This window comes from Rhizobium pisi (genome assembly GCF_003938655.1).
GTDB classification, from domain to species: domain Bacteria; phylum Pseudomonadota; class Alphaproteobacteria; order Rhizobiales; family Rhizobiaceae; genus Rhizobium; species Rhizobium pisi.
In genome coordinates, this window is sequence record NZ_RJJT01000040.1 from 17991 (window position 1) to 31146 (window position 13156).

At 60.5% G+C, this 13156-nt stretch carries 11 protein-coding genes and 1 pseudogene; 8 read left to right on the forward strand and 4 right to left on the reverse strand.

What is annotated here, in order from left to right:
- Window positions 1–124 precede the first annotated feature (124 nt).
- Window positions 125–385 carry a hypothetical protein gene (locus EFD55_RS31850; protein ID WP_125850950.1) on the forward strand — a complete coding sequence of 87 codons (261 nt, stop codon included), beginning with the start codon at window positions 125–127 and terminating at the stop codon, window positions 383–385.
- A gap of 141 nt (window positions 386–526) precedes the next feature.
- Here EFD55_RS31850 and EFD55_RS31855 read toward each other — a convergent pair whose 3' ends face one another.
- The 4 genes from EFD55_RS31855 to traC are packed head-to-tail and all read right to left on the reverse strand — an operon-like array spanning window position 527 to window position 3427.
- Entirely contained in the window at window positions 527–928 is a 402-nt protein-coding gene (locus tag EFD55_RS31855) for a hypothetical protein (RefSeq protein WP_125850952.1), read from the reverse strand.
- A gap of 13 nt (window positions 929–941) precedes the next feature.
- Complete coding sequence (traG, locus tag EFD55_RS31860; protein WP_125850954.1) at window positions 942–2912, reverse strand: Ti-type conjugative transfer system protein TraG; 1971 nt, start codon at window positions 2910–2912, stop codon at window positions 942–944.
- Complete coding sequence (traD, locus tag EFD55_RS31865) at window positions 2899–3114, reverse strand: type IV conjugative transfer system coupling protein TraD (protein ID WP_165504912.1); 216 nt, start codon at window positions 3112–3114, stop codon at window positions 2899–2901. The genes traG and traD overlap by 14 nt, the downstream gene beginning before the upstream one ends.
- Window positions 3115–3118: 4 nt before the next feature.
- Window positions 3119–3427 carry a conjugal transfer protein TraC gene (gene traC, locus EFD55_RS31870; RefSeq protein ID WP_125850956.1) on the reverse strand — a complete coding sequence of 103 codons (309 nt, stop codon included), beginning with the start codon at window positions 3425–3427 and terminating at the stop codon, window positions 3119–3121.
- Window positions 3428–3680: 253 nt separating this feature from the next.
- Between traC and traA the strand changes: the two genes are divergently transcribed.
- From traA to EFD55_RS31905, 7 genes and pseudogenes are all read left to right on the forward strand, one after another.
- Entirely contained in the window at window positions 3681–6983 is a 3303-nt protein-coding gene (gene traA / locus EFD55_RS31875) for a Ti-type conjugative transfer relaxase TraA (RefSeq protein WP_125850958.1), read from the forward strand.
- Window positions 6980–7510 (forward strand): conjugative transfer signal peptidase TraF, encoded by a 531-nt coding sequence (gene traF / locus EFD55_RS31880; protein ID WP_125850960.1) that lies wholly within the window; start codon window positions 6980–6982, stop codon window positions 7508–7510. The genes traA and traF overlap by 4 nt, the downstream gene beginning before the upstream one ends.
- Before the next feature lie 16 nt (window positions 7511–7526).
- Entirely contained in the window at window positions 7527–8678 is a 1152-nt protein-coding gene (locus tag EFD55_RS31885; RefSeq protein ID WP_281040006.1) for a conjugal transfer protein TraB, read from the forward strand.
- A gap of 5 nt (window positions 8679–8683) precedes the next feature.
- Entirely contained in the window at window positions 8684–9301 is a 618-nt protein-coding gene (locus tag EFD55_RS31890; protein ID WP_125850964.1) for a TraH family protein, read from the forward strand.
- Window positions 9288–10169, forward strand: coding sequence for a LuxR family transcriptional regulator (locus EFD55_RS31895; protein ID WP_245438680.1), 882 nt, complete (start codon window positions 9288–9290; stop codon window positions 10167–10169). Before EFD55_RS31890 ends, EFD55_RS31895 begins: the two co-directional genes overlap by 14 nt.
- 226 nt (window positions 10170–10395) lie before the next feature.
- A pseudogene (locus tag EFD55_RS31900) lies at window positions 10396–11444 on the forward strand (class I SAM-dependent methyltransferase).
- Window positions 11445–11475: 31 nt separating this feature from the next.
- Window positions 11476–12882, forward strand: a complete 1407-nt coding sequence (locus EFD55_RS31905; protein ID WP_125850966.1) for a hypothetical protein — start codon at window positions 11476–11478, stop codon at window positions 12880–12882.
- Window positions 12883–13156 lie beyond the last annotated feature (274 nt).

Here is a 13156-nt window from a genome sequence, read left to right on the forward strand (position 1 = left end):
ACGGCAAAGTAACGGGTATGTCTTCGTCGCGCCCATCCGCCGCTTCGGCGTCAAGGACTGCGTGGCAGATAAAAACGGAACGCAAAGAGCGGGGCAGTCGGTCCCGCTTCCCCTTCGGGCCACTATGTTGAAGCTCCTGCGGCTGTCCTTGTTCCACTCCTTGCGCGTCGAGAATTCCCGAAATCCCGGCCTGTGGCCGGCGCATGCTGATTTCTCCGATGCTCTTCATCCTCTTCGTGTCGCCCTTGCTTGTTTCACGTCGCGCCGTTTTCCAACCGAAGCGCCCTTTGGCTGCCGGCGCGTTCCACGCCAGCGCAAAATGATCCACGACCAGGTCGTGACCGGTGACATCAATGCCCGCTACGATCAGGACAACGAGCACTGAGGCGGATGAGAATTGCGATCGGGTTCCGCGCTTTGCAAGCCATCTTTTTTCCGGAAGGAAAAGGTTAGGCGAGCCCACTTCGGGGGACGGCTCTGCTCGCACCCCAGATGCATTTCAGGGTAGACGCTCCACGAATCGTTATTACGCAGTGGACGGCTTTGTATCGCTGGCCGTCGCGCTTTCCTTCTCCTCCCGCGGCTTTCGTTTTCCAGTTGTCGACCGGATCCGGTTCAGGACAGGTGGCAGAAACGGAACATCCTCCCAGACCACATCGCGCTCGAAGAGGTGCTCGCTGTTGCTGTTGCGCCAGCGCACCTCCTCCCTGGTAACAAAGGGCGGTGCGATCTCGCAAACAGCCGCAAGCGGTGCAAGTATCAGAGCGCAGAACATGGCGACGGTTTTCACGATCGTATCGCCAAGCGGCGTCAAGACGCCGAGAGAAACGATCACGCCCATTCCGAGAAATGGCACGGCGATGATGAATACGACCCAGATCATCAACGGTCCGAGCAGTGGGTACCAGGTCTTTTTCCAATGTTGCATGGCCGATTTCCTCTCATTTGCGTAACGGTGTCAATGGCGTCTCCGCCTTCGAGACAGCTTCGCGTTCGGGCGCTGTTCGATGGAACCTGTTCACGCCGACGATCGATATCATGTCGGCGCGCCGGAACCAGATCGCGCGGCCACATCTCAGCGGCGCGTTGCCAGCGGTGAAGACGATCTGCTCATCGCCACGCATGCGCATCACTTCATGCGGCAAGATCAGCGGGCGGCGGATGAGTTGCTTCGAGCGAGACCGCGATGATCCCTTCATTCCGGAAGAACGGTTCGTCTGGTCGACCTCGACCGTGGTGTCGCCGCAACGCTTCGAAATGTACTCTGCGGTTTCCGGGTCATTGATCGCGGCAAACGAAATCCAGGATGCGGATTCGAACCATTTGGAGCTGGCATCGCGGCCGCCATAGGCCTCACGCATCTGGCCGAGCGACTGGAAGATCAGCGCCAGGCTGATCCCATATTTGCGTCCTGCGTCACGGGCCGTTTCGAGGACGCGCAGGTAGCCGAGACGCGCCACCTCATCAAGCAGGAACAGCGTTCGCCCCGCTACCTCGCCATCGCGATTGTAGATCGCATTTAGGAAAGAGCCGATCACCACCCGCGCCAGTCCCGGATGCGCTTCCAGCACCTTGAGGTCCAGAGCAATAAAGATATCCGTGACGCCAGTCGTCAGTTCGTCGGTCGAGAAACTGTCGCCCGAGACGAGGGCAGCATAGTTCGGATAGGAGAGCCAGTGCGTCTCCTTCACGGCATTGGCGTAAACGCCGCTGAACGTCTCCGGCGTCATGTTGACGAAGACGGCGACGTTCTCGCGCACGAAGGTGGATTCCGACTGCTCGTAAATCCGCGTCAGCCGCTCGCGCAGCTTCGGCTCTGGCTCCGAGAGGTTCGCCCGGACCCGGCGCAGCGTCTGGTCCTTTGGGTCGGTGTGTCCGGACAGGCAGACGTCGGCGATCAGCGCGGTCAGCAACTGCATCGCAGACGCGCGAAAGAAGTCGTCGCGTGCCGAGGCCGCACGTGCATTGTCGGTCATGATCCATGTCGCGACCGCAACGATGTCTTCTTCTTTCGTGCCACCGTACCGTCCGATCCAGTCGAGTGCGTTAAATCCGGTCGCAGGATCGGCGGGGTCGAGCACGATCACCTTGCGTCCAGCCTTTCGTCGATGCTCGACGACCATTGGCGCAACCTCGCTCGACGGATCGAGCACGACGAGCCCGCCGCCCCATTTAAGCGCGGTCGGGATTGTCACCGACGTGGTCTTGAAACCGCCGGAGCCGGCAAAGACGATGCCATGGGATGAGCCGAACGAACCATCGAAGCAAAGTAGAGGGGACTTGCCACCGGCACCCCATGTCGCCTGCGTGTCCGCGCGAAACGCGACGCCCGAGACGCTGTCCCAATCGACGCGGTAGCGCTCACCGATGACGATGCCACCCGCATCCGGAAAGAGTTTGCCGGCCTCAACCATGCTCATCCAGTCGGCCTCGCCGTGGACAGCACGCTTGCCGCGAATGCGACGGGGAGCCGCGTCCGCAAACGCGGCATTGCCGCGAAGCCCGACGCGCGTAGCAAAGACGCTGGCGAGGAATACGGCGGCCGCGCCAAGCATCGCAGCCGGATCTGCATAGGCGAGAACCGATTGGCCCGATGGGACAATGTCAGCGATGTTAGCAAGGCGGGTCGCCTCGCGAAACACTGCGATCAAGATCGTCGCAACGCATCCGGTGACTACGCCCCATCCCGCAGTCTTGATTTGTGTGGCGCCGTTGGCGGCAAACAGGAAGATCACGCCGATCGCCGCCGCCGTCATATAGGGTAAGGCAAGCCCGACGCGTGCGAGCATCAGCTTTGCCTGTGCTGTCTTTCCGAACGCAGCGAGCCAAAACTCAGCGCCCGGCATGAGGACGGTGACTGCGACCATGATGGTCACTGGTAAGAGGGCGAGGAGAAGCCTATTCGCTGTCACGACCAAAGGCCTCCGCGCCGATCGTGGTCAGGCGCACCCGCTCGGCTTCGTCGCCTTTGATCCGCCCAGCGGCTTCGATCAATAGACCGAGCAGCAGCGCCCGCTTCTCGTGGCGCAAGCCCGCCTTGACGATCAGACCGCCCAGCTCGATTTTCTCGCGCGTGTCCTTCTTGCGCGCTTCCGTCGACATTCCCTTCGCCATCCGTTCAAACCTCGCTAGCCCCGCCCGCATCCGTGCCAGACGTGAGCGTCGCGCGCGGTTCGGCGCCAGTCCTGCCGTTGCCGGCATTCTTCTTTCCGGACGCAGCGCCATATGTTGCCCCTTCACCTGCGCGAAACCGCTGCGCCACTTCCTCGAAAGCCACCTGAAGCTCTGCCTCGTCGATCTCGATCTCACCAATGCCGGCTCTCAGCGCGATCCGGCCGATGCGTTCGGCCTCGCGCGTTTCCGCTGCTTTCAATTGGTCCTGCAATCTCGCGATTTCTTCCCTGATCTTCGATGACGGCTTCTTCATTCCGGTTGCTCTTCCTTGCAGTTTTGACGTTGCTGTTGCGACGGCAAACTCTCCCGGATGCTCGACAAAGGGAACCTGCAGATCTGCAGATCGGCAAAGCCGATACTTTCGTGGATGATCCCGCCGTTCCGAAGGAGCGGTTCCAAGGGCGCAATTATACGTCGCTGTTGCGACGTGCTTACTCACGCCCGGTGGGGCCGTCGTGGTGTTACCGCTCCGACGAACGAGGTTCGAACCGGGAGTGTCTCACATCGTGGCCATCGCTCATTTCTCAGCCAGCATTGTCAGCCGCGGCGACGGCCGCAGCGCCGTGCTCTCTGCTGCCTATCGGCACTGCGCCAAGATGGAATACGAGCGCGAAGCCCGCACCATCGACTACACCCGCAAGCCGGGCCTGCGGCATGAGGAGTTCGTCCTCCCCGCCGATGCCCCGAGATGGGCACGGGCAATGATTGCCGACCGCTCGGTCTCTGGAGCGGTCGAAGCCTTTTGGAACAAGGTGGAAGCGTTCGAGAAACGCTCCGATGCGCAGCTCGCCCGGGACCTGACGATCGCGCTTCCGCTGGAACTCACGCCGGAGCAGAACATCGCTCTGGTGCGAGACTTCGTGGAAAAGCACATCCTGTCGAAAGGCATGGTTGCCGACTGGGTCTACCACGACAATCCCGGCAATCCGCACATCCACCTGATGACGACATTGCGGCCGCTGACCGAGGAGGGTTTTGGGCCGAAGAAGGTCGCGGCCATCGGCGAGGATGGCCAACCGGTTCGCACCAAGTCCGGCAAGATCGCCTACGAACTTTGGGCCGGGACTAGTGACGACTTCAATGCCCTGCGGGATGGTTGGTTCGAACGTCAGAACCATCACCTGGCGCTGGGCGGTATCGATCTTCGCATCGATGGTCGCTCCTACGAGAAGCAGGGCATCGACCTGGAGCCGACTATTCATCTCGGTGTTGGCGCCAAGGCGATCGAGCGGAAAGCGATGGTGGAAGGGGAGCGTCCTTCGCTCGAGCGGCTCGACCTGCAGGATGCGCGTAAGACCGATAACCTGCGGCGCATTCAGGCGCGCCCGGAGATTGTGCTCGATCTCGTTTCCCGTGAGAAGAGCGTCTTCGATGAACGCGACGTGGCCAAGGTGCTGCATCGCTATATCGATGATCAGGGCATCTTCCAGCAGCTCCTGGCGCGCATTCTCCAAAGCCCAGAAATCCTGCGTCTGCAGCGGGACACGATCGAGTTCGCGACCGGACAGAGGCTGCCGGCGCGGTACACGACGCGAGAGCTGATCCGGCTGGAAGCGGAGATGGCACGGCGCTCGCTCTGGCTCTCCGAGCGGGAAACGCATGGTGTATCTGGGCCGGTGCTGGAAGCGACGTTCGCGCGCCATGCCCGCCTGTCGGCTGAGCAGCGAGTAGCGATCGAGCACGTCGCCGGTTCCGCGCGCATCGCCGCCGTCGTTGGTCGAGCCGGCGCCGGCAAGACCACGATGATGAAGGCGGCCCGTGAGGCTTGGGAACTTGCCGGATACCGTGTCGTCGGTGGGGCGCTTGCCGGTAAGGCGGCAGAGGGACTGGAGAGAGAGGCCGGCATTCAGAGCCGCACGCTCACGTCATGGGAGCTGCGCTGGAAGCGAGGCCGCGACACGCTCGACGCAAGCACCGTCTTCGTCATGGACGAGGCCGGCATGGTGGCGTCGAGACAGATGGCCGGTTTTGTCGAGGCCGTGGTCAAGTCCGGCGCAAAACTGGTTCTGGTGGGTGATCCCGAGCAGCTTCAGCCGATCGAAGCGGGTGCCGCGTTTCGTGCCATTGCCGATCGTGTCGGTTATGCCGAACTCGAAACAATCTACCGCCAGCGAGAGGACTGGATGCGCAAAGCCTCGCTCGATCTGGCACGCGGCCGCGTTGGCGAAGCGCTCGCCGCCTATCGTTCCGAGGGTAGGGTGCTAGGCTCGGAGCTGAAGGCTCAGGCCGTCGAACACCTGGTCGCCGACTGGAACCGCGACTACGATCCATCAAAGTCCATGCTGATGCTGGCGCATCTGCGCCGCGACGTTCGCATGCTCAATGTCATGGCGCGTGAGAAGCTCGTCGAGCGCGGCCTCATCAGCGAAGGGCATAGCTTCAGGACCGCCGATGGCATCCGTCAATTCGACGCTGGCGACCAGATCGTCTTCCTCAAGAATGAAGGCTCGCTCGGCGTCAAGAACGGCATGATCGGCCGTGTCGTCGAGGCAGCGCCGAACAGCATTTCTGTCGTGATCGGCGAGGGCGATCAGCGTCGCCAGGTGTCGGTCGAGCAGCGCTTCTACAACAACCTCGATTATGGCTATGCGACCACGGTCCACAAAAGCCAGGGTGCGACCGTCGACAGGGTGAAGGTGCTCGCGTCGCTCTCGCTCGATCGCCATCTCACCTATGTCGCGATGACCCGCCATCGCGACGACTTGGCACTCTATTATGGCCGCCGTTCGTTCTCCAAGGCAGGCGGGCTGACGGAGATCCTGTCGCGCAGGAATGTCAAGGAGACCACGCTCGACTACGAGCGCGGCAGCCTCTACCGACCGGCACTGGCCTTTGCCGAGAACCGCGGCCTGCACATTATCCATGTCGCCCGGAGCCTGCTGCGCGACCGGCTCGACTGGACGCTTCGCCAGGGCTCGAAACTTGCCGATCTGGCGGTCCGTCTCCGAGCAGCGGGGACACGTCTCGGCTTGATGCAAACGCTAAAAACTCAAACGAACAAGGAGACCCGCCCGATGGTATCAGGCGTCAAGCAATTCCAGGGCTCCGTTTCCGATAGCGTCGAGCAGAAACTTGGATCCGATCCCGCCGTGAAGAAGCAATGGGAGGAGGTGTCGACCCGCTTCCGCTACGTGTTCTCCGATCCCGAGACGGCGTTCCGGGCGATGAACTTCGACGCGGTGCTCGCCGACAAACAGGTGGCAACGCAGACGCTCAACAGGCTTGCCGCGGATCCGTCGTCGATCGGCCCGCTCAAGGGCAAGACCGGGGTTCTCTCCGGCAAATCTGACCGCGCGGCCCGTCGCGTCGCAGAGGTTAACGTGCCCGCGCTGAAGCGCGACATCGAAACGTACCTTCGCATCCGCGAGATGACCGTGCAGCGGATCGAGGCTGAGGAGAGGACGCTGCGCCAGCGCGTCTCGATCGACATCCCGGCACTGTCGCCGGCCGCGCTAAGCGTGCTGGAACGGGTACGCGACGCGATCGACCGCAACGATCTTCCCGCGGCGATGGGATATGCGCTCAGCAACCGCGAAACCAAGGCTGAGATCGACGGCCTCAGTAAGGCGGTATCCGAACGGTTCGGTGAGCGGACCCTGCTGACCAACGCCGCACGCAATCCCGACGGCCAGCTATTCGTCAAGCTCTCAGAGGGGCTGGCACCTCAGGAAAAGGAGCGGCTGAAAGAAGCCTGGCCGGTCATGCGGACGGCTCAGCAGCTATCGGCTCATGAGCGCATGGTCGCAACACTGAAGCAGGCCGAGGACCTGAAGCTCGCTCAGCGTCAGGCGCCGGCGATCAAGCAATGAGCAGGCGAGGGATGATAGTGTTCGTCACTGCAAGCGCCAGCGTCATGGTGGCTCTTGCAGTGACCGGGTTTATAGGCTGCGTCAGGCTAAACCTGACGCGGAGCGAACCCCTTGGTCTCTGGCGCATCGAGCAGCTTGATCGTCCCGCCGCAGTTGGAGATCTGGTGTTTATCTGCCCGCCGGCCACGGCGCCCTTCGAGGAAGCACTCGAGCGCGGCTATCTTCGTCGAGGCCTCTGCGTTGGCGGTTTCGCGCCGCTCATCAAGACTGTCGCAGCGCTTCCCGGCCAGAGCATTGCGATCGGCGACACCGTCGAGATCGATGGCGCTGTTCTTAGCGCGTCACGCATCCGCAGGACCGACGGGCAAGGTCGACCGATCGTCCCTTATTCCGGTGGCATCGTGCCGCAGGGTCACCTGTTTCTCCACTCATCCTTTGCGAGCTCCTATGACTCCCGATATTTTGGACCGATCCCGGTCAGCGGCCTCCTCGGCCTCGCCAAGCCGATCCTCACCTTCGATCCCTGACCGCTTGCACCGACCGATCCTGGTCGCGCTGTCGATCGCGGTCGGCACAATCGGCTGGAGCGGAAACATGCTGGCCCTTCCGGTCGCCATGTTCTTTCCACTGCTCTGGGCGAAATCGCCGACGCGGTTGGTCGCTGCTGGAGTCTCGGCTGGATATTTCCTGGCGGCCTCGCGTGGGCTCCCGCAAGGCGTCGCAAATTTCTATGCGTCCGATCTATGGCCTGGGCTCTTGCTCTGGATAACTGGTTCGCTCGCCTTCGTCTCGGTTCATACGGCTCTCTGGACTGAGCGACCGGGCAAGGGAAGGGCGCTACGGTATGCGGTGGCTGTGGCGGTGATGGCCGTTCCTCCCTTCGGGATCGTCGGTTGGGCGCTTCCAATCACCGCGGCTGGCGTATTGTTTCCTGGATGGGGGTGGTTTGGCCTCGGCGCGACGGCGATCCTATTGGTCATCATGACCGGTAGAAGGTGGCCGATCGCGGTCGCGGTCCTGGGAGGACTTTACCTCTGGTCCGCCACGACCTGGACGCCATCCAACGCACCAAACGCTTGGACGGGGGTCGATCTTGAACTCGGGGAAAACCTCGGCCGTGACGCATCTCTCGAGCAGCAGCGTGACCTGATCGCGACAGTGAAGCGTGCGGCAGGTGATGGCGCCCGTGTTGTCGTTCTTCCCGAAAGTACTCTCGGCTTTTGGACGCCGACCGTTGAGCAACTCTGGCAGACGGAGCTTGCGAATAGCCACGTCACCGTGATCGCTGGTGCAGCCGTCATTGAGCGCGCCGGTTACGACAATGTCCTGGTCGCGGTTTCCAGCGGCCGCGGACACATTCTCTATCATGAGCGAATGCCCGTTCCGGTCTCGATGTGGCAGCCGTGGCTTGGCTGGAGCGGGCAGGGCGGCGGCGCGCGGGCTGGCTTTTTCAGCAATCCCGTCGTCGAGCTCAATGGCAAGTGGATCGCGCCGCTGATCTGCTACGAGCAGCTCATCGTCTGGCCTATCCTGCAGTCGATGCTGCACAGGCCAGACATGATTGTCGCCGCCGGCAACGGTTGGTGGACATCGGGCACATCGATCATCGCGATCCAGAACGCCAGCACCACCGCCTGGGCTCGGCTGTTCGACTTGCCCCTCGTCAGTGCATCCAACACCCAAGCAGAGGAATAGCAGCCATGGTCGATGCCGCCTTTATCCTGAAATGTGCCGATCCAGGCCTAAAGCCCGCGATCGTCGAAAAGTTTATCGCGCAGGCCGGATCGTCTGATCCGCTCACCGTCACGGTTCGCTCCGGTAACAGCGTTATTCTGATGCCGCAGGCGAAAACACCCGACGAGGCAATGGCGCTGATCGGCGAGTATGTCGGACAGGCCATCGTGCGTGTGGGCATTACGCAATATCCGGCCGGGCTCGGGATCAAGGACGTCTCGGAGTTGAAACCGGACCTCGTCGACGCTTGCAAGAATATCCGCATGGGGACAGCGTTGTTCGGCAAGGTCTATCGCATCGTCACGAAATGGTATGGCAATGCCGTCGACGAGGCATTCGAGGATGCCATCATCTCCTGGAAGAGCGGATACTTCGAGGGGACGGCAGTTTTCCGTGCCCCGGATCCGGGGGACGTCAAACTGGCCGAGCCGAAACAAGAAGAACCGGGCATTGAGCCGGATGCTCACGCAGGTGTGAAGCCGCGGGACCAGGAAGGCCGGGACGCTCCGAAAGCCGACGGTGCGAGCGATCCCAACAGGGCAGGGATACGGGTCGATCTCTCCGGAATTGGTGGCTCCAGATAGACCGTATTTCCAACACGTCACAGGTGAAGCGGCGATCATTCACCAGAAAACACCGACACACCAGGCGATGTGGCAAATCCTCAAATTTGCGGAAAACAGCAAACCAGACATGTTGCTCGAAAGGAAACCAATGGAAGATCGACAGCACTCACCATTGTCATGGTCGTTGACGATGTTGCGAAAGGTAGGCAGCAGCGCGGAATTGAATGTTGCCGTTGCTGACATTCGAGATCATTACCAATTTGCTCATCTGGCGTTCTTGGTGGTGCGTCTCGCAAACCAGGCAGACGCCCATCCTTTCTATTGCACGACATATCCGGAAGAATGGACATCCTTTTATCTTGATCGGAACTATTTCGAGATCGACCCCGTCATCGAACTCAGCCGCACTGGCTTCTTGCCCGTCGATTGGTCAAATCTTGATCGGCGCTCTGTGAGAACCCGCGGCTTTTTCAAGGAGGCGGCGTCATTCGACATTGGCCGGCACGGTCTGACAGTTCCGATCAGGGGCCCGGGCGGCGAACGCAGCCTGTTTTCGGTGACGTCGAACCTGCCGAGGGCTGATTGGCGAAAATTACGCACGTCGAGTAACCACGACCTTCAAATACTCTCCCACTATGTGCACGAGAAAGCGCTTTCAGTGTGGGGTCTGCGGACAAGTGGAGGTTACCGGAAACTATCGGGACGGGAACAGGAGTGTCTGCAACTCCTTGCGAACGGCCTGGTTTCGAAGCGTATCGCCGCGAGATTGCAGATTTCGGAGAGTGCGGTGCGCCTTTATCTCAAGCTTGCCAAACGCAAACTCGATGCTGCAACGATCTATCAGGCTATTGCAAGGGCAAGCTTTCTTGAAATAATTCAGGCCTGAAAGCGTGTTCTTACTGCCATCGCATCACCTCTCTTCATAACTCGAAGGTGCAAGTCAATCTGTCGAAATCGGCAGATTGCATCGAGGCTGCTCGGCATTCAACTCTACGCAATCACAGGTAGCCGCCAAAGATGCCCTTGCGAAGGGCGATCAGCGGATTGGTGATGCCTTTCCGAACGCGGATCAGGCCGGCACCTGTCGTTTGGCTTCAAACGAGGATCGTACCATGGTGGATAGCAAGACAATAGACGTCTGGCGGAAGGCTCCGCGCCTCAATGCATTCGCCACCTTCTTTGAACAAACAGCCAGCGGGCTGGGAGGGGCGCCGGATCTGGGCAGGCCCGAGCCTGACATGGGCCTTTTGTCGTTCGATCTGGCTTGCTTGACATTCTCGGATACGCATAGGCGTTTGTGGGGACATTTCGATAGCCACTATTTTGCAAGCATCCCCTATCGGCTGGAGGAGGAGTGTCGCCTGGGCGCCGCCATCCTCTCGTTTGCGGAGAAGACCTGGGCGCGCCGCGGACGTCCTGCGGCAGTCTACACCCTGGGCGCCGGCGCCGGCACCCTTGCGAGAACCCTGGCGAAACTCGGTGACGGGCGCCTGAAAACCCTCAATTGCAGTCCCACGGACGGCAACCGTGTCTCCTTTTTCGCCCGCAGAGGCAGCGAGGATGCTCACTTTTACCACGGGCCGTTCTTCGAACTCGACGATGAGCGCTATGCGGAAGATGAAACTCTTCAGCCTTTCCGGGACGGATATGATGTCCTGCTCGAAGACACGACGTTCCAGATGTACGGGCGTGACAGGGACAATCAAACTGGCTTCATTGCGCCTCGTGTCCGGCCCAACGGCGTGTTGGTTCAGGTGCAAAAGCTCGCCCACGCAAACACAGAGGCCTATCTTGAACGAGAGCGTCAAAAGGACGAGACGTTCAAGTCGAGGTTTTTTACCAAGAGGCAGATTGTCGAGAAGAAGCGCGGTGTTCTGGATACGATGTTCGACTTCAGGTCGACCTGGAAACATCGCGATCGGCGCTCCGTGCGTACTTCCGGTATTCTGTCGTCACCTGGAATAGCGGGAATTTCTATACGATCATCTCATCCAATTCCTTGAATTCGCTGCGAGACTTTGTCACTTCGATGGTGAAGCCGGCGATACCGCCAGCATTTTGCCACGAGCACGTGCCGCACATCCTCGTGAATGACGAGAAAAATCCAATCCCGTCAGACTGGGGGTGGCGACCGCCGCAGTCGATCGGCAGCGAAGCCTGAACGGTCGGTTGTTCATGCGAGAATTGCAAAAATGAGCAAAGAGCTGTCGAGCGCCACGGGCGGTCAAAGTGCTGCGGAGGATGTAAGACGGACTTTGTCCTTTCTTATGCCCGACCTTGCCAGGTTCTGGGCGCTTCCGCTCAAGGACTACGCATCTGCGGTTTACGCAGAAGGCCGCCGCGGCCGATGTTCGGTTCGCGACGATGCGATGATCCGGTTTCGGACTTTTGTCGCTCGGATCGCGTTAAGGTCAGGGGCCAGTCAGGACGACGCAGAGAATGCAGGCCGGCAAATAGCGGCCTCGCCGGTTATCCAAACCGGTCCCCACTGTCATTTGCTGATCGAGCCCGATGCTTTCTACACGCACCTGTTCAGCGCACTCGGTCTCACCGCCCATGCCCAGCGGTGGCACATCTGCTACGGTTCCTCGACGGTGAAGTTTATAGAAAAGGCGAAAAAGGGCCCCGGATGGCTTTCGCTTGGCGGCGAGGTGGTGAACGTGTTCGGCCTGCCTCGAAGCCGGATGGATCCTTACAGTGTTTGTGGCTTCAACGGACCTTATCGGTTGACGCTGACGGGGCAAAATGCCGGCGGAGTCGCCAATCCCGCCGCAGCCCGGCTCAAGGCTATCTTGCCGGACACCGACTTTCCGTCGGCAGCCGAGGCGATCAGGGCCGCCAATCAGGACCTGTGGAGAAGGTCGTTTCCGCCGTCTCTCCGGCTGCTGCAATTTGACGATATCGATGTTGCCGATCTTGTCGCTGAACATTTCGAGGACCCGACTTCGTGGCTGTCATCTCGTTTTTCTGGCGATGGCCTCTTCGCGGAAAGGATATTGCACACCATGGAGCGGCTCAATGCCGGGCCCTGGACAGGATGGATACGCCAAACAACCGATTTTTTCTGGGGTTTGGAGGACGGCAGGATATCTCCCCTTCGTTTGCAGGACGGTGTTCTTGCAAGCGTATCCCCTTCGTTCCGTGAGGTGAGGTTCGATCCCGGAAGCCTCGCGGCCTCGCTGCGCCAGCGCAATTTGGTGCCGAATCTGCTTATGACGTTTCTGGTGATGTCGATCCTGCCGGGCGTTCGTGTTCTCGGCGGATGCCGGCAGACCGTCTACTATCCCCTCATGCGGTATCTTATCGCTACCGCACTCGACGGCTCCAGCGATCGGGAGCTTCTGGATGCACTACGCGCTGACGAGCGGCCAGGGATGTGGGGGCACCGGGTTCTGCGCCCCAACGACGGCTCACCGTTCAAGGAGATCGAAGAAAGCGGGGTGGCGATGGAGGTGGCTGACAGATATGGCGCGATATCGCTGCAGGATGCCGCCGGCGACCTCGCTAGTTTCACCAGCGATCCGATCTGGGCGGAGCTGTCGGCGCATATCAGGGCTGAAGCAATTCATCCTGCGTCCGCAGAGTGGCAGTGGGCGTAATTCTTGCGGCTTTCTGGGGAGCTGCCGGCTGGGAGATTTGGGAAGAAAAAGCCCCTCCACGCGGCAAGTGGCTGATTGGGCTCGAAACTCTCCACGGTCGGAACTCGGTTCACGTTTCTGGAGTCCGTCATGGGAGTAGAGCGAGTATGACCTGCCACTGAGAATTTCCTCCAGAATGGATTAGAGTCCGGCCTATTAAGGGACGGACGAATGAAGAAGCAGAGATTTACGGAAGAGCAGATTATCGGTGTGCTGAAGGAGCAGGAGGCTGGCG

Bases quoted from the DNA above. Each gene is read 5' to 3' on its own strand.
- EFD55_RS31905 (WP_125850966.1), top strand. From the start codon at position 11,476: ATGAGCAAAGAGCTGTCGAGCGCCACGGGCGGTCAAAGTGCTGCGGAG.
- EFD55_RS31850 (WP_125850950.1), top strand. From the start codon at position 125: ATGTTGAAGCTCCTGCGGCTGTCCTTGTTCCACTCCTTGCGCGTCGAG.
- EFD55_RS31855 (WP_125850952.1), bottom strand. From the start codon at position 928: ATGCAACATTGGAAAAAGACCTGGTACCCACTGCTCGGACCGTTGATG.
- traD (WP_165504912.1), bottom strand. From the start codon at position 3,114: ATGGCGAAGGGAATGTCGACGGAAGCGCGCAAGAAGGACACGCGCGAG.
- traF (WP_125850960.1), top strand. From the start codon at position 6,980: ATGAGCAGGCGAGGGATGATAGTGTTCGTCACTGCAAGCGCCAGCGTC.
- traC (WP_125850956.1), bottom strand. From the start codon at position 3,427: ATGAAGAAGCCGTCATCGAAGATCAGGGAAGAAATCGCGAGATTGCAG.
- EFD55_RS31890 (WP_125850964.1), top strand. From the start codon at position 8,684: ATGGTCGATGCCGCCTTTATCCTGAAATGTGCCGATCCAGGCCTAAAG.